The organism is Curvibacter sp. GW821-FHT09D12, from assembly GCF_059416245.1.
The window spans coordinates 95522-116318 of record NZ_JBWKOU010000001.1; the positions used below are offsets into that span (position 1 = coordinate 95522).

The window sequence follows — 20797 nt, forward strand, 5'->3', positions numbered from 1 at the left end:
TGACGTTGGCGAAAAAAACCTTTCTTGATTTCGAGCAGCCGATTGCCGAACTCGAAACCAAAATCGAAGAACTGCGCTACGTGCAAAACGAGTCTGCAGTCGACATCTCCGAAGAGATCGACCAGCTCAGCAAGAAGAGCCAGCAGCTCACCAAAGACATCTACAGCGACCTGTCGCCCTGGCAGATCACCAAGATCGCGCGCCACCCCGAACGCCCCTACACGCTCGACTACGTGCGTGAGCTGTTCACCGATTTCATCGAACTGCATGGCGATCGCCACTTTTCGGACGACCTGAGCATCGTCGGTGGTCTGGCCCGTTTCAATGGCCACGCCTGCATGGTGCTCGGCCAGCAAAAGGGCCGTGACACCAAGGAGCGCGCGCTGCGCAACTTCGGCATGAGCAAGCCCGAGGGCTACCGCAAGGCCTTGCGCCTGATGAAGACCGCCGAGAAGTTCAAGCTGCCGGTGTTCACCTTTGTCGACACCCCGGGCGCCTACCCCGGCATCGACGCCGAGGAACGCGGTCAATCCGAGGCCATCGGCCGCAACATCTTCGAGATGGCCCAACTTGAGGTGCCCATCATCACCACCATCATTGGTGAAGGTGGCTCGGGCGGCGCCCTGGCCATCTCGGTGGCCGATCAGGTGCTGATGCTGCAATACTCGGTGTACTCGGTGATCAGCCCCGAGGGCTGTGCCTCCATCCTCTGGAAGACCAGCGACCGCGCCCAGGATGCCGCCGATGCCCTGGGCATCACGGCGCACCGCCTGAAGGCCCTGGGCCTGGTCGACAAGATCGTCAACGAGCCCGTGGGTGGTGCCCACCGCGACCCCAAGCAGATGGCCGCCTTCCTCAAGCGCGCCCTCAACGATGCCTGGCGTCAGGTGGCCGACCTCAAGACCAAGGAACTGGTCGACCGTCGTTACGACCGTCTGCAAAGCTACGGCCGTTACACCGACACCAAGGCCGACAGCCGCTGACAGCCCCGGGCCTGGCGGCCCGCCGGCAGGTGCGCCTGAAGACCGCAGCGTGATCAACACCACGCACCTTTCATGAGCACCTCGTTCGACGCCGCTCTGGCGTCTTTCCAACCCCTCTTGCCCCTGGGCGTGGCCTACAGCGGCGGCGCTGATTCCAGCGCCTTGCTGCTGGCCTGTGCGCGGCGCTGGCCGGGCCAGGTGCACGCCCTGCACATCCACCACGGCCTGCAGGCCGCCGGCGATGCCTTCGAGGCCCATTGCCGGGCCACCTGCGAGCGTTTGCAACTGCCCCTGGTGGTGCGCCGCATCGATGCCCGCCATGCCCCCGGCCAAAGCCCCGAAGACGCGGCCCGCCGCGGGCGATACCAGGTCTTTGACGAGGTGCTGCAGCAAGAGTGGCGCGAGGCCGGCGTACGCACCGTGGCCCTGGCCCAGCACGCCGATGACCAGGTCGAGACCCTGCTGCTCGCGCTGTCGCGCGGCGCGGGTCTGCCGGGCCTGGCCGCCATGCCTGCCCGCTGGCAGCGCGGCGGCATCGACTTTGCGCGGCCTCTTCTGGGCGTGCCCGGCCAGGCCCTGCGTGACTGGCTGCAGGCCCAGGGCGAGGCCTGGGTGGACGACCCCAGCAATGCCGATCTGCGTTACACCCGCAACCGAATCCGGCACCAACTGCTGCCCGCCCTGGAGGCCGTGTTTCCGGCCTTTCGCGACACCTTCGCCCGCAGCGCAGCGCACGCCGCCCAGGCCCAGACCCTGTTGCAAGATCTGGCTCGCGACGACCTGCAACAGGTGGGCAACCCACCAGTCATTGCCGCGTTGCGCGCCCTGGCCCCCGAGCGCCAGGCCAACGTGCTGCGCCACTGGCTGCTGTCGGTGCATGGCACCACGCCCAGTGCCGCACAGCTCAAGGAACTGCTGCGCCAGCTGCAAAGCTGCACCACCCGCGGGCATCAGATCCGGCTCAAAGTAGGACTTGGTTACGTGCAGCGCAAGGGGGCGGTGCTCGGTTGGTACAATTAGCGGGTTTTGGTCCCCACTTTTTGCACGAAAACGGGCGGCGCACCAAAACGACTTTGCAACCTGCGCCGCTGATTTCCGAGTTTCGTACCCCGACAAACCAATGGCATTGATCGTTCACAAATACGGCGGCACGTCGATGGGCTCGCCCGAGCGCATCCGCAACGTGGCCAAGCGCGTCGCCAAATGGGCTCGCGCAGGTCACCAGATGGTGGTGGTTCCGAGCGCCATGAGCGGCGAAACCAACCGCCTGCTGGGTCTGGCCAAGGAGCTGGCTCCGTCCAAGTCTTCGGCCGCCTACAACCGCGAGCTCGACATGCTGGCCGCCACCGGCGAGCAGGCTTCGTCGGCTCTGCTGGCCATCGCCTTGCAGGCTGAGGGCATGGAGTCGGTCAGCTACGCTGGCTGGCAGGTGCCCATCAAGACCAACAGCGCCTTCACCAAGGCCCGCATCGAATCCATCGATGACGACCGTGTGCGTGCCGACCTGGCCGCTGGCAAAGTGGTGGTCATCACCGGCTTCCAGGGCGTGGACGAAGAGGCCAACATCACCACCCTGGGCCGTGGCGGCAGCGACACCTCGGCCGTGGCCGTGGCCGCCGCCATGAAGGCCGCCGAGTGCCTGATCTACACCGACGTGGACGGCGTCTACACCACCGACCCACGCGTGGTGGCCGAAGCCCGCCGCCTGCAGACCGTGAGCTTTGAAGAAATGCTCGAAATGGCCTCGCTGGGCTCCAAGGTGCTGCAGATCCGCTCGGTCGAATTTGCGGGCAAATACAAGGTGCCGCTGCGCGTGCTGTCCAGCTTCACCCCGTGGGACATTGACATCAACGAAGAAGCCAAATCCGGCACGTTGATCACTTTTGAGGAAGACGAAAAAATGGAACAAGCCGTCGTATCCGGCATCGCGTTCAACCGTGACGAAGCCAAGGTTTCCGTGCTGGGCGTGCCCGACAAGCCCGGTATCGCGTACCACATCCTGGGTGCCGTGGCCGATGCCAACATCGAAGTCGACGTGATCATCCAGAACCTCAGCAAAGACGGCAAGACCGACTTCAGCTTCACCGTGCACCGCGGCGAGTACGCCCGCACCGTCGAACTGCTGAACACCAAGGTGCTGCCCAGCCTGGGCGCCGCCGAAGTGGTGGGCGACACCAAGATCTGCAAGGTCAGCATCGTCGGCATCGGCATGCGCAGCCATGTGGGCGTGGCCAGCAAGATGTTCCGCAGCCTGTCGGAAGAAGGCATCAACATCCAGATGATCTCCACCTCCGAAATCAAGACCTCGGTCGTGATCGACGAAAAGTACATGGAACTGGCCGTGCGCGCCCTGCACAAGGCATTCGATCTGGACCAGCCAGTTTCCTGAAACAGGTCAAAAACTAGGCTAGAATAGCGGAATTGCTGGAAACGTGACCGAGTGGCCGAAGGTGCTCCCCTGCTAAGGGAGTATGGGGTGTAGAGCCTCATCGAGGGTTCGAATCCCTCCGTTTCCGCCAGCAACTTTCAAGAACGGACCTTCGGGTCCGTTTTTCGTTTGTGCGCCTCCATACTGACCCTCCCTAACGCGCCAAAAGACCGTACAAGTGCGTTTTTATGGCCTATGGGATGGCCTGTAGAGACAGGATCCCCCGTGAACTCTCACACCCTGAGGTATCCAGGCTCAAGTCAGAAGGTACCCACGCCATAGGTGGCGTGTCTGGCCTTCACCTGCGCATCACCGACGTTGGCACCCTATTGTGGGTACTGCGCATTTCGGTGGGCGAGCAATTTCCGAGCGCTCTTGTACTCAGTCAAGCGGCTGAATTGGGTTTCGACGTTCTTTTTGTTCTCACCGGCCAGCGGACGCCCCAGTCCGCCCAGGCCCTGTCACCGGAAGACACTGCTCTTTTGGATAATTGCCACGCAGCAACATATGAAGACCGGGCAGTCGCCCGAAGGGTACCTTCTAGTCTCGCGAAATCGGAACAGAAGAGAGCTTGAATGCTGCTTGCCATGGCTGAATCTGACGTTGCTGGGCGAGGTGATTCAGGCGGTGGTTTCGTGGTTTTGCGACTCTGACTAGGCCCAACTGGCCGCAGGTTCAGATCGGTGGCTGGATGGTTGTGTTGGCACCAGCGGGGTGCGAGACAGTAGAACACTGTCACAACCCGAGATCTGGACACCCCATGCAACATCCGCTCCTTTCAACCTTGGCTCTGGCCGCCTGGGCCTTTTGGGTCCCTATCTCAACGGCCCAAGCGGCTGGACCCTCATTGAGCCAGTTGCCCACCGCCACCGTTGGGCTTGGGGTTGCGCATGACGCTCCCGCCTTTCAGGCAGGGCCTAGCAAACGGCATGGTGGCAGAGGCCGCAGCGCTAAGGGTGGCCATTACCACGGTGGTTCGTCTAAACGGTAGTGCAAGTCTGTGGACACATTTGCAAATCACGGGGGTTGACGTGCCCCTTCTTTTCTCTACATCTCTGACCTGGGTGCCATGAGCTTTGTTGCTAACTTCCTGGCCCTGTTTGCCTGCCTGATGTTTCTAGTGGGTGTGCTGGGTTTCATCTATCCGCCCATGTTCAAACACCCCAAGACCGGGGCGGTTGAACCTCGATGGAAGTTCCTGCTGGGTGCCTGGCTTGGGCCTGTGCTGCCTGGGGGCATTGCCATCGCAATACTGATATCGGGCCAGGTGCCCGACAAATCATCCTCTCCCTCACCCGAGGCCAACATCGCTCGGGCCCAGGAAGCCAAACCCAAAGGCTCGGAGCCACCGCAGCCCCCGCCCAAGGCCCTGGATCTGGGCATCACCCCCGAGCAATTCCGAACCCACTTCAATCAGGTTGTCACCCCCATTGATCGAGCTCTGCGGATTCCGTCCTTTCGCGTCGAGACAAAGAACCAAATCAAGACTTTTCAGCGAACCTGGCCGCAGGCCTACATGGTGGGCAAGGTTGATCTGGAGACGGGCAAGATGAGCAGCTTGGTGACAGGGATCACAGGAGGATCGGATTTTTCTAAGAACATCTCAGCGCTGACACTCATGCTGGCCATGGGGCAAGCGGTCTGCCCACAGGTCAAGAAAGATCAGACCACCAAAATGTTGATGGGCATCATGCGGCCAGCCATGAGAGAGATCGACGACCCGGATGCTGGCAGCCACGAGGAATTGCTTTGTGGCCTTCGATTCACATCGTTCGCTTCACCTGCCACGGGTTTGGTTGTGAGCGTAGCGGCCGTTCGGAATTGACGACTCATTGCTTGAAACGCGGGCAAGTGCTGGAGACTGGCAGTTGCGCACCGGCCGGTCAGTCGCCGGGTATAGTTACGAATCGTTCCAGAATTAGCAGAATCAAACCGTGGCGGACAACACAACAAGCAGCTTTCCCATCCGGGTCAGAAGCCACATCCTGCGGCTGTTGGGCGATCAGTTGGTCGGTCATGACCGGCTGGCCATCTTCGAGCTGGTCAAGAACGCCTACGATGCCGATGCCGAGAACGTGGCCGTCACCGTCGACCTGGCCGCCGACCTGATCACAGTGGTCGATGACGGCTGCGGCATGACGGCCCACACCATCACCACCCGCTGGCTCGACATCGGCACTGACTCCAAGCGTGGCGTGGCCAACCGCCGGCGCAGCCCCAGGTTCAACCGGGCTCCGCTGGGTGAGAAGGGCGTCGGCCGCCTGGCGGTGCAGAAGTTGGGCGGCAGCTTCCGCATGGTCACCCGCGCCAAAGGGGAGCCCGAGGTCGTCGTTGAACTGGGCTGGGGGAAGCTGATCGGCTCATCGGATTATGTGGATGGTGGCCTCCAGGTCGATGTTACCCGGCGCGGCAAGGCGGTCGACTTCCCTGGCGGGGGGCACGGCACCCGCATCGAGATCTCCGACCTGGCCCGCAAGGAATGGACCCGCAAGGATCTGCGCGACCTCAAACGCCTCATCGTGTCACTCGAGAGTCCCTTCGCCAAGGCTGACTCTTTCTCCGTCAAGCTGGCCCTGCCGGGTCGTGAGAAAGACATCGAAGACGTCCCCGATCTGAAGGAACTGCTCAAGCGCTCCATCTGGACCTACAGCTTCGAACTTTCTGAAGATGGTTTCACCTGGAGCCATGACTTCGACCCGCCCCGGCTTAAGGGGCTGACCCATCGGCAGGAGCGATCAAAGGGCGCTGGGAAACTTGAGTGGTCTGATGAGGCCTATCGTGAACTCAAGGACAAGGCGGCCCGTTCGGCGGACGCCCCCATCTTCATCGACCCAATCAAGGCATTGCAAGGCATCGGCACCATCAGCGGCCGTCTGCATGTCTTCTATCGGCGCGATGAACTGCTGCGCATGATGGGTGGCGACATCCGTCAGATCAAGCAATGGCTCAAGGACCAAGCAGGCGTGCGCGTCTTCCGTGATGGCATCCGTGTCTACAACTACGGCGAGCCAGAGGACGACTGGCTCGGCCTCAACGCCCGCCGCATCAACAAGCCTACCGAGCGGCTGGGCACCAATCAGCTCGTGGCCGCCATCGACCTCGATCTGACGGCAAGCAGTGCTCTGCAGGAGAAGACCAACCGCGAAGGCTTCAACGAGGACGAGACCTTCGTCCGTTTCCGCCAGTTGGTGCTCAGTATCGTGCAGCATTTCGAGCGCAGCCACGAGCCCGATCGCAAGGCCATCGACGTCGCCCTGCGCGACGACGGCACCCAGGCCGGTTCCACCTTCAATCTCCAACAGGCAATCCAGGGGTTGAAGGAGGTCTGTGAACGAAAGGAGAACAAAGAGCTCGCCAAGACCATCAGGCCCATGGTCGCGATCATCGAGAAAGAGGTGGAGCAGGTCCGGTCGGTCATGGTCAGTGCCGGCATGGCCGGCATGGGCCTGGCCCTGGTATTCCATGAGATCGACCGCTCCATCCGTACCCTGACCTCTCTGGCCGAGAAGGGCGCGTCGCCCACACGCCTCCGTGATGGCCTGGGCCAACTGGCCAAGATGCTCGACTCGATCTCGGTGCTGATGCGTCAGGGCAAGGCGCGGAAGCTGTCTGTGCGTGACCTGGTCAATCAGGTCTGCGAGCTCAACGAGGTCCGCTTCAGATTGCATGGCGTGACGGTATCCTGTCCGGTCATCACCGGCGAGAGCACCGAGTTCTTCGTGACCGCGCCCCAGCATCTGATCCTGAGCACCCTCAACAACATCATCGACAACGCCATCTACTGGACCGGCTATCGGCATCAGAAGGACGGGGATCCGGGACACCGTTCTGCTCTTTTCATCACCAGCGCTTGGTCTGCGGAAGAGGGCGGTGTCATCGTGATCGTCGACAACGGCACAGGTTTCACCCTCAGCACTTCCGATGCCCTGCAGCCCTTCGTGACCAAGCGTGTCGGCGGCATGGGCCTGGGGCTCTATTACTGCCAACTGGTGATGGAGAACATCGGTGGCCGTCTGCAGTTGATGACGGCAGACGAGGCCAGGGAGATCGTCGACATCCCGAAGATCTACGACGGTGCCGCGGTCGTGATCCATTTCAAGAACCAAGGGAGTGAGAGAAGTGTTTGAGCAATCCTGTCCGGTGATCGTGCTGGATGATGAAAAAGAGGAGCTTTGGGCGATTGCCCATGGTCTGGCCGTGTGCGGACTCCCGAGCATGCCGCATCTGGTCCAGGAAGGGAAACTGGAGCGGAAACCTGATTCACCTCATCAGGGTGTCAGGATCCTTTTCTCCGATCTCCATATCCTCGGGCCCGGCGGTCGTGAGCCCGAGAAATATGTATCGGCGCTTGTCAGGTTCATTCGGGATCTGATCGAGCCATCCACTTACCTGATCGTCTTCTGGTCCTCCTATGCGCAGGAGGCGGACAAGGCTTGGACCCTTCTATGCAAATCGTTGGTCGAGTTGGAGAAGCAGGACCTCATCCCTTTCGCTTACAGCCAATTGTCGAAAGAGGACGTGAAGCTCATGTCCGACGAGGATCCCGGGGTTGCGGACAAGGCCAAGGCGGATGTGATCGCTTCTATCGATGCGATATTTCAGAAATACCCCCAGCTCAAGGCTTTCATGCAGTGGGAGTCATGCGCGTCGCGGGCGGCTTCGAAGACCAGCAACGAGTTGATCGGTAAGCTGGAGGAGGGAGGAGTCGCATTCCATGAAACCGACAAGGTCAAGGACACTTTGAAGCGTATGGCCCAGGAAGCGATGGGGCTCCCCCACGCAATCAAGGCACCCACGAAGGGCGTCTATCAATCCCTGGTTCCGATTGTCCAGGACAACATCTCCAGGGAGGCCGAGATGGGCGCATTGGACGCGTTTCTCAGTCTGACCGAGACAGATCCTATTCCGTTGCCACCGGGGGCGGCGGACAAGCCAAGTGTGGCCAGTCTACTGAATGACTTTTTCATCCATTCGGAATGTGACGATACGGCACATCTCGAGCGTGGTGCAGTCATTCGTCTCAACGAAGAATTCCTTTCCCGTGCCGCAGGGGGACTAACCAGTGAGATCGGTCTTGCCGCGAAACCGGGTGACTGGCAGGAGGCGATCTGCGTGGAGTTCATGTTTGGTTTCCAGCAGAAGAGTGCCGTGGACAAGGCTGCAGCCAAGATAGTGCTCAAACCTCAGAACGTCTATGCACTTGAATTGAGTGCCGATTGTGATTACGCGCAGGACAAGACCCGGTCACATCGTTTTCTGCTGGCTCTGTTTGTGCCTGGCGAAAACCTGAAGTTGTTTTACTCGTCGAAACAGAAGAGTCACGCGAATGACTCTATTTATTCGACACCCGACGTCACAGTGAATGGTGTTGTTGGCAGATTTCTTGTTTCATGTCGCGTCTATCTGACTAGACCCTATCGGAACAGGATGGATGGTGAAGCGATCACCAGGATGCGGCCCGAGGTCCTCTCCGAGATCGCCCACCACTACAGCACCCACATGCGCCGACCTGGGAAGGTCGCGTTCTACTGATCACCCCATGCCACGGCTGGCCACCACCGACCAGCGCCGCCGCATGATGTCCCGCATCAAGGGCCGGGACACCGGGCCTGAGCTGCTGCTGCGCCGCCGGCTCTGGACCATGGGCCTGCGCTACCGGGTGCAGTACCGCATCGGCCGCACGAGGCCGGATGTGGTCTTCATCGGTGCCAGGCTGGCCGTGTTCGTCGACGGGTGCTTCTGGCATGGCTGCCCCCAGCATTCGACTCTGCCCCGCAACAACCGCGAGTTCTGGGCGCAGAAGCTGGCCCGCAACCGTGAGCGTGATGTCGGGTACACACGCCTGCTCGAATCACAGGGCTGGCGCGTGCTCAGGTTGTGGGAGCACGAGGTCGAGGCCTCGGTCGACGACTGCGCCCGCCGCATCGCGGGCCTGCTCGGCAGGCCGCTCGCCCTGTTGCACGGCGATCCACCGGAAGATCGCCGTCATCACGTCTGAGCACACCCCATTGCCGCACAGCTTCACCTTGTTGCGTCGGGTGCCATGCGGCAGCACATGGTCGTTGGTGCCGCCCATGGCCAGCACCAACTCGTCGGGCTGCAGCATGCGCATGTGGGGCACATCGCCCTGCCAGCTCACCAGGCCGAAACGGTCCACCGTGGTCACGGTACGCAAAGGGGCGTCCAGCGTCTGCCACCCGCCCGCATAGTCTGAGCCGTAGTACACGATCAGGAAGGGCTCGCCACGCCCAAGCTCCGCGATGGCACGCTCCGCCCGCTCCAGCGTGGCCTTGGCCCGGCCCGGCCGGTACAGCGGCACCACCGGGTGCCCGGCGTCCCAGCTGATGATGTCGCGGGCGCTGCGCCGTGTGGTGTCCACCAGCTTCAGCAGGTCTTCGCGTGCCACCCGGGTGCCTTCGCGGTCGCACACCAGGAACATGCGCCGCCGGGCCTGCGCCGACCCGAAATCGGCCGAGTTCAGGAACAGGTCGCTCACCGCATAGCCCTGGGCTTCGATGGTCTGCACCAGCTCGTTGTGGCGGTCCCACTTCTTCATGCGGTTCACGTTCTCCACGATCACCCAGCGCGGAGCCATCGCCTCCACCCAATCGACGATATGGATCGCCGTGGCCCGGCTCTCCTCCCGCCCGGGCTTGGCCCCGCGCGCGATCGAGTGCGAGGTGCACTCGGGCGAGGTCAGCAGCACATCCGGCCGGTAGGTGGCCCCCAGCTCACTCGGTACCACATCCTCGATCTTGGCCGTCAGCACATCCGCGCCGGGGAAGTTGGCCTGATAGGTCTGCGTGGCCAGATCCCAGGCATCCAGCCCCAGCAGGGGCACGCCGCCGCCTTGCACTGCACCCCGTGCACCGAAGCCTGCACCGCAGAAGAGATCGACAAAGGTGGGCATGCGTGGGTTCCGGATGGTGTGGGTTGGTGTGACTGGGTGTGGATCGTACCAGGTGTGGGTCAGAAGGCAGCGGCATCGGCCGCACAGTGTGTGTCGATATGATCACCGGCATATCAAATTTCTGGAAAAGGCGGGGCGGGATCATGTCGCAGGACGTGGCAGACGCAGGTGAACAGGTCTACCTGGGCTGGGAGAAGACGGTTGAATATGCATTCCTGGCCCAGGCTGCGACTGAAGGCCTATTCGACTGGGCTGCCCCGCTCAGTTGGGTTCCCGAACGCAATGTCGGGGATACGCTTTTTCAGCGAGGTGAAAGGCTGATCTTGATCGAGTTCAAGAAAGGCTTTGAAGATATTTCTGCTGAGCGTGAAAAAATCATGGACCAAGCTGTCTTCCAAGAAGTTGGAAGGGAGTTGACAGAGCGATTTGGGCCTTGTCACTACCTTGTGTTCATGTCAGAGGATATGTGTGACCCATCCAATTGCCCAGACGGGTCTCCTGCCTGTGACAGGACGGTCATACGTATCCTGAAGGCGGTAGAGTACTTCCTTCCTGGTGCCGAGCCGATCTGCCCGGCGATCAGGATATTGGAAACCCCAGAAATCGCACAAAGGGACCTCCACGAGTACTGCCTTGTTTACTTTGGCGGGGATGAGAAGGCCCTGACCAGACATTACATTGTCAGTGAACCGACGATGACTCTGGATCCTGCAGGTTTCCGCCAGTATGTCGATGTCCTGCTCAAGTGCCGTAAGCCGCATGCACATTCAGAAGCTGCCAACACAAGGGGCGCCGAGATTGTGTTGTCGATCGACGGCCAAGGCCGCATCGTCGGTAGCATGACTTTGGACGCGTTTCTCTCCATCCCTGAGAAGGACTTTGAGTCTATGCCTTCCAGAAGAAGCGCTGGGCCGTAGACGATTGCGGGCTGTCGCCATGGCCGTTCGATGAAGTCATCCTGAGATCACTGATCCTGCTGGGATTCCTCCTCATCAGAACGGCCTTCGTCGGCCGTCACCGCCCCCCATCCCCCAGTTGGCGCTCCAACGTCACCACCAGCCACTGCGTCCCATCAATCTCCGGCTTGAATCCCTGCATCGTCACCGGCGTCTGCGGCATCAGCTCAGGTGGCCCAAGGGTCAGGGTTAGCCCCTGTAACCCAGTCCACTCACCTGCTGCAACAGATCGAGCCTTAGGTGCTGGGGCCTCTTCGCGGCACCCGCGTGTTCTGATTTTCTGGCGGCCGGTAAGGCCCAGCCCGGCCCCAGCATCACAGGGCTTCTTCTGGGTTTGAGAGGCGCCGGCGCAGCTGTCTGATCTATTTCTATTTCAGAAATATTAAAAACTAGAATTCCATTTATTGTTGCGGTGATTGGCTTGTTTGTCATATTCAATCCGTGAAAACCCTGCACAGTCTGGGCTGCTGGTTGTCACAGCCCTGCCTGTCACGGGCAACAGGGTGTGGCTGGCAATTTCTCCGATCCATTCACTCCATCAATCAAGTCGCCTGCCCAAGGCGGGCGACGCTAGTAGGACACATGATGAAAAAGACCCTGATCGCACTGGCCGCCCTGGGGGCGCTCACTTCGGTGGCACAAGCCCAATCGAGCGTGGCCCTGTATGGTCTGCTGGACAGTGGCGTGCGCCATGACAGCGCTGCCCCCAAAAACAGTGCGGGCGCCACCGGCACTCAAAACATGTTCACCTCGGGCATCCTGAACACCTCGCGCTTCGGCTTCCGTGGCACGGAAGACCTGGGTGGCGGCATGAAGGCCAACTTCAACCTGGAGTCGGGTCTCAACGCCGGCACGGGCGCTGGCTCCAGCACCAGCAACATCTTTGACCGCCGTGCCATCGTGGGCATGGAGGACAGCTGGGGCCGTGTCGACATCGGCCGCAACACCACTTTTGCCTACGACCTGCAAGCGGGCTACGTGAACGACCCGCTGGGCCAAGAGCTGACCACCAACCGCCAGAACGCCGCAGTGTCGGCCACCTCGGTGAACCCGCTGGGCACCTTGGTGGGCTCGGGTCTGGACACCTCGCGCCGCGACAACATGGTCAAGTACCTGAGCCCCAAGCTGTCTGGCACCAACCTGGGCCTGGCTTACTCGTTCGGCAACGTGTCGGGCTCTACCGCGGCCAATTCGTCGGTGCAGTTCATGGCCAAGTACGATGTTCGCCCGCTGCAACTGGGCCTGTCGTATGACCGCCTGCGCGACACCGCCGGCCGCAAGCAGACCGTGCTGACCACGGGTGGCAATTACATCTTCGAAGGCTACAAGGTCACTGGCGGTTACACGCAGATGCAGGCCGATGCCGGTTTTGTGAACAGCAACACCTCGATCCTGACCAACTCGGGTTCCAGCACCTCGCTGTACAAGTTCCTGGCGGGCGCATCGTCCAGCACCACCGGCCTGAAGGCCGCAGTGTTCGACCTGGGTGTGGGCTTCAATGCCACGCCGCTGACCCAGGTGGTGGTGGCTTACTACAACACCAAGTACAGCGCCGATGGTCTGTCGTCCAACCGTTACGACACCTTTGCCGCCCGTGCCCGCTACACCCTGAGCAAGCGCACCGATCTGTACGCCGCCATCGACTACACCAAGGCCAAGGGCCTGACCGCAGCCCAGACCGCCAGCGGTACCACCAGCAACACCGGCCTGTCGGTCGGTATCCAGCACCGCTTCTGATGCGGTGAACCGGGCGGGCGCTGCCACGCCGGCCCGGCTTTTCAGGTGATTTTTCATTGCGTTTCACCCGCCACGCCTGCCAGCGTGGCGGGTTTTTTCATGGGTGGTGGCTCATCGGCCCACCGTGCGCTGCAGCCCCATGAAACTGGTCCATTTGCGCTCGGCCTCATCGCGCTCGAATTCGGCCACCATGAAGTCGATGAAGGAGCGGACCTTGGCAGACAGGTGTCGCCGGTTGGGGTAGGCGATGTTGATCTGGATGCGGGGCAGGTCCCAGTCGTTGAGCAGCGGCACCAGCCGCCCGGCCACGATGTCGTCGTACACGATGTAGCTGGGCTGCACCAGAATGCCCAGGCCGCTGAGCGCGGCGGCGCGCAGCACCTGGCCGTCATTGGATTCGAGCAGGCCCTGGATGGGCACGGTCTGGGTGTGCTCGCCCCGGCTCAGGCGCAACTCGTGGGCGTTGTTGGCATGCACATAGATCAGAAAGTCGTGGCCTGCCAGCGCTTCGGGGGTCTGGGGCTGGCCGCGCTCGGCCAGGTAGGCGGCCGAGGCGCAGAGCACCCGACGGGTGGAGCCCAGGCGTCGGATCGTGATGCTGCTGTCGGGTTCGAACTCACGGTTGCGAATGGCCACGTCGATGCCGTTGTCGATCATGTCCAGGTATCGGTTGGCGGTTTCGATGTGGATGCGCACCTGGGGATAGAGCTGGTGATAGCGCACCAGCCGCGGCGCAATCTGCTGCATCGAGAACGACAGCGAGGCGCTGATGCGCAGCACGCCAGAGGGCTTCAAGGTGCTGGAGTGGACGGCCGCTTCGGCTTCTTGCAACTCAGCCAGCAGGCCCCGGGCGCGCTCGTAAAAAGCCTGCCCCTCGCTGGTCAGGTACAGGCGCCGCGTGTTGCGCTCGACCAGGCGGGCGCTGAGCCGGGCCTCCAGTGAGGCCAGGTAGCGGCTGGCGGCCGGGTTCGACAGGCCCAAGGCCTCGGCCGCGCCGCCCAGGCTGCCCAGTTCGGCCACTTTGACAAACAGTTCCAGCTCGGTGAGGCGATCCATATTTCCATTTTATGGAAATATGATTTCCTTTGAATGCTGTTTTATTCTTTCCAATGAAATTCTAAAGTGTCGTCCAGGGCCCGAGCAGAGGCCTCAAACCCAGGAGACACGGCATGCGCAACCTCAACCAAGACAACATCACCCAGGCGGTCATTGCCAGCTTTGGCGACACCCGCGACCCCAGGCTCAAAGAGATCGTGATCAGCCTGGTGCAGCACCTGCATGCCTTTGCCCGCGAGGTGAAGCTGACCGAGGCCGAGTGGTTTGCCGGCATCGAGTTCCTGACCCGCTGCGGCCACATCACCGACGAGCGCCGGCAAGAGTTCATCTTGCTGTCCGATGTGCTGGGCCTGTCGATGCTGACCGTGGCCATGAACCAGGACAAGCCCCATGGCTGCACCGAGGCCACGGTCTTCGGGCCCTTCCACGTCAAGAACGCCCCTCACTACGAGCTGGGGGCTGACATCTCCAACGGCGCCAAGGGCACGCCCTGCCTGGTGCGCGGTCGCGTGCTCGACACCCGGGGCCAAGCGATTGCCGGGGCGCATCTGGATGTCTGGCAATCGGACGAGGACGGTCTGTATGACGTGCAGCACGAGGGCCTGACCCAGGCGCAGGCGCGCGGCACCTTGAACGCCGACGCCCAGGGCCGTTACCACTTTCGCTCGATCGTGGCCGTGCCCTATGCCATTCCGCACGATGGGCCGGTGGGGGCCCTGCTGGAGGCCACCGGCCGCCATCCGTGGCGGCCTGCCCACCTGCACTTCAAGATCGACGCGCCGGGCTACCAGAGCCTGATCACCCATGTGTTCCGGGACCAGAGCGACTACCTGGATTCGGACGCGGTGTTCGGCGTGCGCCAGTCGCTGGTGTGTGACTGGGTGCCTCAGCCCGACGGTACTTACCTGCTGGAGTACGACTTCGTGCTCAACCCGGCTTCGGTGGCGTAACACCATGCTGTACGCCTTTCACCTCATCGACCGGCCCGGGTCGGCCGCGCTGCGCCTGCAAATGCGCCCCGAGCACAAAGCCTGTCTGGCCCTGCTTCAAGAGCGCATCGCCTTTGCCGGCCCCCTGCTGCAAGACGACGGCCAGACCATGATCGGCAGCCTGCTGGTCATCGACTTCCCGAGCCGCGTGGCGGCCGAGGCCTGGCTGGCTCAAGAGCCGTTTCACCGCTCAGGCCTGTACGGCAGTGTGCAGATCCACGCCTTCAGCAACCTTTGGCCGCAGCGGATCGGATTCGCACCATGAACCCAGGCTCATCTGTTCGCCACATCGTGATGTGGAACATCGCCGGGGCCACGCCGGCAGAAAAAAGCGCCAACATCGACCGCCTGCGCCGGGGCTTCGAGCGGCTCAGGGGCCGGATCCCCGGCCTGTTGCACCTGGACATCGGGGTCGACTGCAGCGGGGTCGACTACGCCTGCGATGTGGTGCTCTACAGCGAGTTTGCATCGCAGGCGGCCCTGGACGCCTACGCCATTCACCCCGAACACCTGCAACTGAAGGCCGCGCTGGGCGGCATGCGCACGGCGCGCCATCAGGTGGACTACGCCTGGGCCCCTTTGCCCGGGCCCGGCCCGATCGAACGACAGGAGCCCGGCACATGAAACATTTCATCTACCAGGCCCAATCACCGCGCGTCGTGTTCGGTGCCGGTTCACTCCAGCACCTGGAGCGCGAAATCGACCAACTGGGGGCCCGCCGGGCCCTGGTCTTGAGCACCCCGCAGCAGGCCGCAGCGGCCCAGGCCGTGGTCGATCGCCTGGGCCACCGTGCGGTGGGCCTGTACGCCCAGGCCGTGATGCACGTACCCATCGAAACTGCCCGCGCGGCCCGCGCCGAGGCGGCCCGTTTGCAGGCCGATTGCGCCATTGCGCTGGGCGGTGGCTCGACCATCGGGCTGGGCAAAGCCATCGCCCTGGAGTCGGGGCTGCCGATCGTGGCCATCCCCACCACCTATGCCGGCAGCGAGATGACCCCGATCTATGGCATCACCGAGGCAGGGCTCAAAAAAACGGGGCGCGACCCCCGTGTCTTGCCACGCACCGTGATCTACGACCCCGAACTGAGCAGCACCCTGCCCGTGGCCCTCAGCGCCACCAGCGGAATGAACGCGATGGCTCACGCGGTCGAGGGCCTGTATGCCAGCGACAGCAACCCCATCCTGGACCTGATGGCCGAGGAGGGCATCCGCGCCCTGGCCGCAGCCCTGCCGCAGATACGGCAGCAGCCCGCCCCATCCGCCCCATCCGCCCAACAGATGGCGGCGACCCCGCTGGGCGAAGCCCGCGCCCAGGCCCTGTACGGCGCCTGGTTGTGTGGCAGCGTGCTGGGGCAGGTCAGCATGGCCTTGCACCACAAGTTGTGCCACACCCTGGGCGGCACCTACAACCTGCCCCATGCCGAAACCCACACCGTGGTGCTGCCCCATGCGCTGGCCTTCAACCTGCCGCAGGTGCCCCTGGCTGCCCAGCGCATCGCCCGGGCCTTGGGCCTGCCCCATGCGGGGCTGGCTGCCGCGGGCCTGTATGACCTGGCCCGTTCGCTGGGCACGCCCCTGGGCCTGCGTGAGCTGGGTCTGCAGGAGCGCGACCTGGACCGGGTCTGCGAATTGGCTCTGACCCAGCAATACCCCAATCCGCGGCCCCTCGAAAAGAACGCCCTGCGCCAGCTTTTGCAGATGGCCTACGAAGGCATCCGGCCAGGCGCAGCGGACTGACCCCCACAACAACCAGGAGACAACATGAAACCCCAAGCCACCGCCCCCCGATCCAGCCCCAGGCTGGCCCAGCACCTTTCCCACCACCTTTCCTACCGCTTTCCCCGCCGGCTTTGCCACCTGGCGCTGCTCAGCCTGGCCGTGGCGGCCAGCGGCCAGGGCATCGCCCAGGACAAGTACCCCAGCAAGGTGATCAAGGTGATCGTGCCGTTCCCGGCCGGAACCGCTCCCGATGTGATGGCCCGGTTCTGGGGCGAGCGGCTGGGCAAGGCCCTGGGGCAGGGCGTGATCGTCGACAACAAGCCCGGTGCCAGCACCATTGTGGGCACCCAGCAGTTTGTGGCGTCACCCCCCGACGGCTACACCTTTCTGTACACCGCCAGTGGCACCGTGGCCATCAACCCCTACGTCTACAAAAAGCTGCCCTACCAGACCAGCGATCTGGTGCCCGTGATCCAGACCCTGTCGATCCCGCTGGTGATCAGCGTGGCGGCCAGTTCGCCCTACAAGACCCTGGGCGACCTGATCAAGGACGCCAAAGAGCACCCCAACCAGATCAGCTACGCCTCGTACGGCGTGGCCACGGCGCCCCATGTGTCGATGGCCTACTTTGCCAACAGCGCCAACATCACGCTGAACCATGTGCCCTACAAGGACGGTGGCCTCAACGACATCGTGGGCGGGCAGGTGGGCACGGCGTTCAGCCCGATCGCCGACGTGTTACAGTTCATCCGCACCGGCCGTGTTCGCGCGTTGGCCGTGTCCAGCCAGCAGCGCCTGGAATCCCTGCCCCAGGTGCCCACCGTGGCCGAGACCTTCCCGGGCTTCCAGGGCGACTCCTGGCACGGCGTGTTTGCCTTGAAGGGCACGCCGCAGTCTGTCATCGATCAGGTGTCGTCGATCTCCCAGAAAATCGTGGCCTCGGACGAGTACCGCAAATACCTGGCCAGCATGGGCCTGGTGCCCATCGGTGGCAGCCCCGAGACCTTTGCCACCGTGTTGCAGGCCGACAGCAAACGCTGGATGGCCGTGGTCAAGAACAACAACATCAGCCTGGATTGAGTCCCGGGCCTGACCGGCAGGACCGGCCGCCCGAACACGCCCAGGGCCCCTCAGCCCTTGGCCGCTGAGCCCCGCTGGGCCTGGTCTGCCTCCAGTGCGCAACTCACCGCGTCGCGGAACGAGTCCACCACCATCACGCCCGGGGGCGCCGGGCTGTGGGTGGGCTGGCCGGTCACCCAGGCGGGCAACTGCACCTGGATCAGGCTGGCTTGCGGCAGGTCTTGCTGCATCTGCAGCACCAAGGTCTGGGTGGCGGCCTCGGATTCGCCGCCCTGGATGAAGACCCGGGCCACGCTGTCGATTCGGGCCTCGGGCGGGGCGGCGTCGGTGTCGGTCACCGACACATGGCGGGCATCGAGGCCGGCGTCGCGCAGCGCGCGGGTCAGCAGTTCGGTCATCAGCTCGTCGCCGATGCTGCCCTGGCCGATGCACAGGTTCAGCGAGCCGGTGGGCACGCTCAGCGGGCCTTGCCAGCGGCCCATCTCGGCCTCGCGCTGGCGGCGCAGGGCCACGCCGGGGCTGCTGAGGTCGAGCACGGTGTGGGCGTCGCCAAGCGGGCGTCGGCGCCGGGGTTTGCCGTCCAGCGCACCGATCACATCCACCACCACCTGTTGCATGCGCTGGGCCTGCTCGGGCGTGATCAGGCCCAGTTCGTGGTCGCGTGCGGCCAGTTGCAGGGCCGGCAGCAGGATGTTGTCGCAGTAGCTGGCAAAGCTCTTTTTCTTCAGGTAGGCGCGGGCCTGGGCGATCAGGTCGTGCGCGTCGCCCGACAGGGTGCGCTGGTAAAAGCGCTGCGGGCGGGTGAGCGACGGCCCGTCGCCCAGCAGGATGTCGAGAAACTTCAGCGACGGCACGTAGCGCCCGGCCACCAGCAGGCACAGGGTCAGCGGGGTGGCCAGCAGCAGGCCCACGGGGCCCCACAAGGCGCTCCAGAAGATGGCGGCAATCACCACCGACAGCGGCGACAGGCCGGTGCTGTGCCCATACAGCAGGGGCTCGACCACCTGCGCCGCCAACACCTCGATCACCAGAAAAAGGGCCAGCGTCAGCAGCATCAGCGTCCAGCCGGGCTCGACGGCTGCGCCCAGCAGCACCGCGGGCACGGCCGCGATCAACACCCCGATGTAGGGCACGAAGCGCATCAGTGCGGTCAGCACGCCCCACAGCATGGCATGCGGCAGATCGATGGCCCACAGGCCCAGCCACACCGCGGCGCCCACGCCAAAGTTGACCGCAAACTGCGACACGAAATAGCGCGACAGGCGCTCGCCCACATCGTTGAGCACCTCGGTGCTGGCGCGCAGGTCGTGCCCGCCGATCAGGCGCAGCAGGCGGTCGCGCAGCGATTCATGCTCGAGCAGCGTGAACAGCATCACGATCAGCACGATGCCGGCGGTGGCCAGCGGCTCCCACAGCGAGCCGGCCAGGTGGGACAGCACGCTGAGCGAGGTGGGCGGCGGCGGGTAGACCTCCACCTGCACGCGTTCGCCGTTGGCATTGGCCTTGAGCCGGCTGGCGGCGCTGCGGGCGGGGGCCGGGCGCTCGGGCTCGCTGAAGTGCTTGAACAGGCGCCCGGCCGTGCCTTGCAGCGAGTCCATGCGGTCGACCGTCAGCTCTTTCACGGTGACCACCTTGGCGCGTATCGACGATTCGTACTGCGGCAGGCTGGCGGTCATGTCCACCAGTTGCAGGCCCAGCATCACGGTCAGGGCGGCCATGCCGGCACACAGGCTGCCCACCGCGGTCAGCACCGCCGGTGTGGCGGGCAGGCCGAGGCGCCGGAAGCGCCTCACCAAGGGGGCGATCAACAGGCTCAGCATGGCCGCCAGGGCCACCGGGACCAGCACCTCGCGCGCCAGGTACAACAGGCCCAGCACGATGGCGCAGGCCACCAGCGGGCTGGTGCTCAGCCCGTGGCGCAGGCGCTCGGCGGTCGGGTGAGGGTGGGGGTCAACGGGGGGCGTCACGGTGTTCGATCAGATGGGCGATTTTGGTAGATGGGCGGTATCCGAGGGATGGCGGATCATAGCGAGCCACTGTGCGTCAGGTCGGGGGGGGCGAGGGGGCTCTCGCCCGCCTTGCTTGCCAGCCATGCCCGGCTGGAATACCAGCTAGTGCGCCACCCCACTGGGCTGCAGCACGGCCAAGCAAGGACAATGCCCTGCCTGGGTCAGGCTGCTTGCTCAGCCTTGCCCCCGGTTTCTTCGATGATTTTTTCGCAACACCACAAGAGCGCTGACGCATGAGCACACCCATCACCGGCATTTCCTCCATGGCCACCCGCCTGCTTCTGGCCGATCTGGCGGCCGCCTACCAGCAACAGTTCCAGGTGCCGGTGCAGTTCGAATCGCTGGGCGGTGTCGAGGCGGCCAAGAAGGTGCAGCAAGGCGAGGCGGTCGACCTGGTGGTGTTGGCCAGCGATGCCATCGACAAACTGATGGCCGGGGGCTTTCTGCTGCCGGCCAGCCGGCGTGACCTGGTGCGGTCTTCTGTGGCGATCGCCGTGCAGGCGGGGGTGGCTCTGCCCGATGTGAGCAGCGAAGCCGCCCTGCGCGCCAGCGTGCTGGCGGCCCGCAGCATCGGTTACTCCACCGGCCCCAGCGGCACGGCCTTGCTCAAGCTGTTCGAGCGCTGGGGCCTGGGCGACACCCTGAAAGACCGCCTGGTGCAGGCCCGCCCTGGCGTGCCGGTGGGCAGCCTGGTGGCCCAGGGCGAGGTGGCGCTGGGCTTTCAGCAGCTCAGCGAACTCAAAGACCTGCCCGGCATCACCTTGCTGGGCGGCATGCCCCCGGGGCTGGAGATCGTCACCACCTTCACCGGCGCGGTGCGCGCGGGGGCGGCGCAGGCCGCGGCGGCCCAGGCCGTGCTCGACTTCATGAGTGCACTGGCGCAGACCGCGCTCAAAGAGCGCCATGGCATGGAGGCTGCGCAGGCCTGATG

17 protein-coding genes, 1 tRNA gene and 1 pseudogene are annotated in these 20797 nt (G+C 63.5%); 16 read left to right on the forward strand and 3 right to left on the reverse strand.

What is annotated here, in order from left to right; genetic code table 11:
• Window positions 1–5 precede the first annotated feature (5 nt).
• From AC07PT_RS00480 to AC07PT_RS00515, 8 genes and pseudogenes are all read left to right on the forward strand, one after another.
• Window positions 6–983: an acetyl-CoA carboxylase carboxyltransferase subunit alpha gene (locus AC07PT_RS00480; RefSeq protein ID WP_019574432.1), complete on the forward strand. Its 978-nt coding sequence runs from the start codon at window positions 6–8 to the stop codon at window positions 981–983.
• 72 nt (window positions 984–1055) lie between these two features.
• A complete protein-coding gene (tilS, locus tag AC07PT_RS00485) occupies window positions 1056–2003 on the forward strand; it encodes a tRNA lysidine(34) synthetase TilS (RefSeq protein WP_494655464.1) in 948 nt (315 codons plus the stop codon).
• Window positions 2004–2103: 100 nt separating this feature from the next.
• Window positions 2104–3372, forward strand: coding sequence for an aspartate kinase (locus AC07PT_RS00490; protein WP_031254750.1), 1269 nt, complete (start codon window positions 2104–2106; stop codon window positions 3370–3372).
• A gap of 37 nt (window positions 3373–3409) precedes the next feature.
• Window positions 3410–3502: transfer RNA gene (locus AC07PT_RS00495), tRNA-Ser, on the forward strand.
• Window positions 3503–4480: 978 nt separating this feature from the next.
• Window positions 4481–5236, forward strand: coding sequence for a hypothetical protein (locus tag AC07PT_RS00500; RefSeq protein ID WP_494655465.1), 756 nt, complete (start codon window positions 4481–4483; stop codon window positions 5234–5236).
• A gap of 109 nt (window positions 5237–5345) precedes the next feature.
• Complete coding sequence (locus AC07PT_RS00505; protein ID WP_494655466.1) at window positions 5346–7538, forward strand: sensor histidine kinase; 2193 nt, start codon at window positions 5346–5348, stop codon at window positions 7536–7538.
• A complete protein-coding gene (locus AC07PT_RS00510) occupies window positions 7531–8943 on the forward strand; it encodes a hypothetical protein (RefSeq protein WP_494655467.1) in 1413 nt (470 codons plus the stop codon). The genes AC07PT_RS00505 and AC07PT_RS00510 overlap by 8 nt, the downstream gene beginning before the upstream one ends.
• A 7-nt stretch (window positions 8944–8950) precedes the next feature.
• Window positions 8951–9280 (forward strand): annotated as a pseudogene (locus AC07PT_RS00515) (very short patch repair endonuclease); the annotation flags it as partial.
• Here AC07PT_RS00515 and AC07PT_RS00520 read toward each other — a convergent pair.
• Window positions 9263–10321, reverse strand: coding sequence for a DNA cytosine methyltransferase (locus AC07PT_RS00520; protein ID WP_494655468.1), 1059 nt, complete (start codon window positions 10319–10321; stop codon window positions 9263–9265). The pseudogene AC07PT_RS00515 and the gene AC07PT_RS00520 overlap by 18 nt on opposite strands.
• Window positions 10322–10464: 143 nt before the next feature.
• Between AC07PT_RS00520 and AC07PT_RS00525 the strand changes: the two genes are divergently transcribed.
• Window positions 10465–11238 carry a hypothetical protein gene (locus AC07PT_RS00525; protein WP_494655469.1) on the forward strand — a complete coding sequence of 258 codons (774 nt, stop codon included), beginning with the start codon at window positions 10465–10467 and terminating at the stop codon, window positions 11236–11238.
• A 624-nt stretch (window positions 11239–11862) separates the two neighbouring features.
• Entirely contained in the window at window positions 11863–13014 is a 1152-nt protein-coding gene (locus AC07PT_RS00530; protein ID WP_492348805.1) for a porin, read from the forward strand.
• Between the two features lie 111 nt (window positions 13015–13125).
• On the opposite strand, the gene AC07PT_RS00535 is transcribed toward AC07PT_RS00530, so the two are convergent.
• Window positions 13126–14070, reverse strand: coding sequence for a LysR family transcriptional regulator (locus AC07PT_RS00535; protein WP_492348806.1), 945 nt, complete (start codon window positions 14068–14070; stop codon window positions 13126–13128).
• Window positions 14071–14183: 113 nt separating this feature from the next.
• On the opposite strand from AC07PT_RS00535, the gene AC07PT_RS00540 reads away from it, so the two are divergent.
• Genes AC07PT_RS00540 through AC07PT_RS00560 form a run of 5 tightly spaced genes read left to right on the forward strand, consistent with a single transcriptional unit; the run spans window position 14184 to window position 17857 of the window.
• A complete protein-coding gene (locus tag AC07PT_RS00540) occupies window positions 14184–15020 on the forward strand; it encodes an intradiol ring-cleavage dioxygenase (RefSeq protein WP_492348807.1) in 837 nt (278 codons plus the stop codon).
• A gap of 4 nt (window positions 15021–15024) precedes the next feature.
• Entirely contained in the window at window positions 15025–15324 is a 300-nt protein-coding gene (locus AC07PT_RS00545; RefSeq protein WP_494655470.1) for a YciI family protein, read from the forward strand.
• Entirely contained in the window at window positions 15321–15683 is a 363-nt protein-coding gene (locus AC07PT_RS00550; protein ID WP_492348809.1) for a Dabb family protein, read from the forward strand. The genes AC07PT_RS00545 and AC07PT_RS00550 overlap by 4 nt, the downstream gene beginning before the upstream one ends.
• Window positions 15680–16795 carry a maleylacetate reductase gene (locus AC07PT_RS00555; RefSeq protein WP_494655471.1) on the forward strand — a complete coding sequence of 372 codons (1116 nt, stop codon included), beginning with the start codon at window positions 15680–15682 and terminating at the stop codon, window positions 16793–16795. Before AC07PT_RS00550 ends, AC07PT_RS00555 begins: the two co-directional genes overlap by 4 nt.
• Window positions 16796–16819: 24 nt before the next feature.
• Window positions 16820–17857 (forward strand): Bug family tripartite tricarboxylate transporter substrate binding protein, encoded by a 1038-nt coding sequence (locus tag AC07PT_RS00560; protein WP_492348811.1) that lies wholly within the window; start codon window positions 16820–16822, stop codon window positions 17855–17857.
• A gap of 50 nt (window positions 17858–17907) precedes the next feature.
• Here AC07PT_RS00560 and AC07PT_RS00565 read toward each other — a convergent pair whose 3' ends face one another.
• Window positions 17908–19824 (reverse strand): AI-2E family transporter, encoded by a 1917-nt coding sequence (locus tag AC07PT_RS00565; protein WP_492348812.1) that lies wholly within the window; start codon window positions 19822–19824, stop codon window positions 17908–17910.
• 275 nt (window positions 19825–20099) lie between these two features.
• Between AC07PT_RS00565 and AC07PT_RS00570 the strand changes: the two genes are divergently transcribed.
• Entirely contained in the window at window positions 20100–20795 is a 696-nt protein-coding gene (locus tag AC07PT_RS00570) for a substrate-binding domain-containing protein (protein ID WP_494655472.1), read from the forward strand.
• Window positions 20796–20797 lie beyond the last annotated feature (2 nt).

Excerpts from the sequence above, each read along its gene's own strand:
- AC07PT_RS00535 (WP_492348806.1), bottom strand. The coding sequence starts at position 14,070 with ATGGATCGCCTCACCGAGCTGGAACTGTTTGTCAAAGTGGCCGAACTG.
- AC07PT_RS00500 (WP_494655465.1), top strand. The coding sequence starts at position 4,481 with ATGAGCTTTGTTGCTAACTTCCTGGCCCTGTTTGCCTGCCTGATGTTT.
- AC07PT_RS00525 (WP_494655469.1), top strand. The coding sequence starts at position 10,465 with ATGTCGCAGGACGTGGCAGACGCAGGTGAACAGGTCTACCTGGGCTGG.
- AC07PT_RS00570 (WP_494655472.1), top strand. The coding sequence starts at position 20,100 with ATGAGCACACCCATCACCGGCATTTCCTCCATGGCCACCCGCCTGCTT.
- AC07PT_RS00545 (WP_494655470.1), top strand. The coding sequence starts at position 15,025 with ATGCTGTACGCCTTTCACCTCATCGACCGGCCCGGGTCGGCCGCGCTG.
- tilS (WP_494655464.1), top strand. The coding sequence starts at position 1,056 with ATGAGCACCTCGTTCGACGCCGCTCTGGCGTCTTTCCAACCCCTCTTG.
- AC07PT_RS00550 (WP_492348809.1), top strand. The coding sequence starts at position 15,321 with ATGAACCCAGGCTCATCTGTTCGCCACATCGTGATGTGGAACATCGCC.
- AC07PT_RS00560 (WP_492348811.1), top strand. The coding sequence starts at position 16,820 with ATGAAACCCCAAGCCACCGCCCCCCGATCCAGCCCCAGGCTGGCCCAG.
- AC07PT_RS00540 (WP_492348807.1), top strand. The coding sequence starts at position 14,184 with ATGCGCAACCTCAACCAAGACAACATCACCCAGGCGGTCATTGCCAGC.
- AC07PT_RS00530 (WP_492348805.1), top strand. The coding sequence starts at position 11,863 with ATGAAAAAGACCCTGATCGCACTGGCCGCCCTGGGGGCGCTCACTTCG.
- AC07PT_RS00520 (WP_494655468.1), bottom strand. The coding sequence starts at position 10,321 with ATGCCCACCTTTGTCGATCTCTTCTGCGGTGCAGGCTTCGGTGCACGG.
- AC07PT_RS00555 (WP_494655471.1), top strand. The coding sequence starts at position 15,680 with ATGAAACATTTCATCTACCAGGCCCAATCACCGCGCGTCGTGTTCGGT.
- AC07PT_RS00490 (WP_031254750.1), top strand. The coding sequence starts at position 2,104 with ATGGCATTGATCGTTCACAAATACGGCGGCACGTCGATGGGCTCGCCC.